At 61.5% G+C, this 1,826-nt stretch carries 1 protein-coding gene; it reads left to right on the top strand.

Features of this window, described 5'->3' with window-relative positions:
- Nucleotides 1–1,824: sulfate adenylyltransferase subunit CysN (cysN, locus tag EN861_RS34215; RefSeq protein ID WP_135867833.1), on the top strand; the 1,824-nt coding region annotated here is incomplete at its 5' end.
- Nucleotides 1,825–1,826: the final 2 nt, after the last annotated feature.

Genomic DNA, 1,826 nt, shown 5'->3' with positions numbered 1-1,826 from the left:
GGTAAGTCGACGTTGATCGGTCGGCTGTTGTCCGACACCAAGCAGATTTTCGAGGACCAGCTCGCCGCGCTCGAACGCGATTCGCGAAAGCACGGCACGACGGGCGACGACATCGACTTCGCGCTGCTGGTTGATGGCCTCGAGGCCGAGCGCGAGCAAGGCATCACAATCGACGTCGCCTACCGCTTCTTCGCCACGCCGAAGCGCAAGTTCATCGTCGCCGACACGCCCGGCCACGAACAATATACCCGCAACATGGCGACCGGTGCCTCGACCGCCGATCTGGCGATCGTGCTGATCGATGCCCGGCAGGGTATGCTGCGCCAGACCCGGCGCCATTCGATCATCGCCTCGCTGCTCGGCATTCGCCACATCGTGCTGGCGGTCAACAAGATCGATCTTGTCGATTTCGACCAGGCGGTCTTCGACAGCATCGTCGAGGACTACCGGCAGTTCTCAGGCGATCTCGGTTTCCAGACCATGGTGCCGATCCCGATGTCGGCCCGTTATGGCGACAATGTCAGCCGCCGCTCGGACAGCATGAAGTGGTATTCCGGCCCGACGCTGATCGAGCAACTCGAAACCGTCTCGGTCGACGAAGTCACCGCCGAGCTGCCGTTCCGCTTTCCGGTTCAGTACGTCAATCGCCCCAATCTCGATTTTCGCGGCTTCGCCGGCACCATCGCGTCCGGCACCATTGCGCAAGGCGACGAGGTCGTCGTCGCCAAATCGGGCAAGTCCTCGCATGTCAAACGCATCGTCGCCTATGGCGGCGATCTCAAACAGGCGGTGGCCGGCCAGGCCATAACGCTCGTCCTTGACGACGAGGTCGAGGTTTCCAGGGGCAACATGCTGGTTTCGCCGGCCGCGCGGCCGCAGGTCGCCGACCAGTTCGCCGCCAACATCGTCTGGTTCGACGAGCATGCGCTGCTGCCGGGCCGCTCCTATATCCTGCGCACCGAGACCGATCAGACCAGCGCCACCGTCACCGACTTGAAATACCGCATCAACGTCAACGACTTTGGCCATGAGGCGGCCAAGTCGCTCGAGATGAATGAAGTCGGCATCTGCAACATCTCGACGCGGGCGCCGATTGCCTTCGACCCGTTTGGCGAGAACCGGACCACTGGCGCCTTTATCCTGATCGATCGCATCAGCAACGCCACGGTTGGCGCCGGCATGATCGTGCACTCGCTGCGCCGCGCCGAAAACATCCATTGGCAATCGCTCGATGTCGGCAAGCGCGTGCGCGCCGACATGAAGAACCAGCGGCCGGCCGTGTTCTGGTTCACGGGGCTTTCGGGTTCCGGCAAGTCTACCATCGCCAACCTGTTCGAGAAGAAGCTGTTCGCCACAGGCCGCCATACCTATATTCTCGATGGCGACAATGTCCGTCACGGTCTCAACCGCGACCTCGGATTCACCGATGCCGATCGCGTCGAGAACATTCGCCGCGTCGCCGAAGTGGCCAAGCTGATGGCCGATGCCGGGCTGATCGTCATTGTCTCCTTCATTTCGCCGTTCAGCGCCGAGCGGCGCATGGCCAGGGAATTGATGGCCGATGGCGAGTTCATCGAGGTGTTTGTCGACACGCCTTTCGAGGAATGCGCCAGGCGTGACCCGAAGGGTCTCTACGCCCGCGCGCTGAATGGCGAGATCAAGAATTTCACCGGTGTCGATTCTCCTTACGAAGCACCGGAGAAACCGGAGATCCATCTCAAGACGCTCGGCAAGTCGGCCGAAGAGATGGTAGATACCCTGGAACACTGGCTGGACGAGCGTGACATTGCCGAAGAGCAATATGACAATGGCGGCGGCATCTGACG

Origin of the sequence: Mesorhizobium sp. M8A.F.Ca.ET.218.01.1.1, assembly GCF_004791165.1 — a bacterium.
In the GTDB taxonomy this organism is placed as follows: domain Bacteria; phylum Pseudomonadota; class Alphaproteobacteria; order Rhizobiales; family Rhizobiaceae; genus Mesorhizobium.
The sequence above is the reverse complement of the archived record's forward strand: the minus strand, read 5'-3'. Positions and strand labels throughout refer to the sequence as shown.